Here is a 712-nt window from a genome sequence, read left to right on the forward strand (position 1 = left end):
CGTGCGAGCTTCCTGGCCAGAATTACCAACGCCTGGGTCGTTGCCTTACCGCTGTTTCTGTACTGCTCATATACCCCTTTCCAAGCGGCCGACCTGCTGGCCGCCATTGCTGCGTTATGCAGCAAACGACGGATTTCCGAGCAGCCGCGTTTGGTGAGCCGACGACGTCCATTCTTCTCTCCGGAATCATTAACCCGTAGGTCCATTCCTAGGAATGCGATGTACGAATCACTGCTCTTGAACTCGCCCCTTACAAAAGCCATTACCAGGGCTGTAGCGGTAAGAAACCCAATTCCCTCTACCGCCTGACAGCGGGCAACTTGCTCGTGCAGCCCAGCCTCTCGTAGCACTTCCTTAATCTTTTTTTGTATCAGCTGATCCAGCCGATCTATCGATGTTACGAAGGTTTTGAAGGCGGCCTTCAGCAGGCTTTCGTTTGTCCAGCTCTGAGCTAATGCAGTGCGAGCAGTCACCAAGACAGCTCTGCGTCGAAGGAGGCTCTGAAGCTTGCCGTAGACAGCAGGAGGCGGGGTCCAAGGACGAAGATCGTCGCCCTCGTTTTTCAAAAATCGGGACAGCAACCGAGCATCAGAGGGGTCAGTTTTAACCCGCCCTCCAACGCTTTTCCTGTAGTTGCTCAGTTGGAAACCATCGATGACATAAACGTCGAAACCGAAGCCATGGGCTAGCTCAACCAGGTCCAGATGGTAGA

Annotated in this window: 1 protein-coding gene; it reads right to left on the minus strand. The window is 53.8% G+C overall.

Going from position 1 to position 712, the window contains the following annotated elements; genetic code table 11:
- The coding region (locus tag JNA92_RS25580; RefSeq protein WP_241807219.1) for a transposase at positions 1-712 on the minus strand (712 nt) is incomplete at both ends.

This window comes from Pseudomonas putida (genome assembly GCF_022627325.1).
Lineage (GTDB): Bacteria > Pseudomonadota > Gammaproteobacteria > Pseudomonadales > Pseudomonadaceae > Aquipseudomonas > Aquipseudomonas putida_X.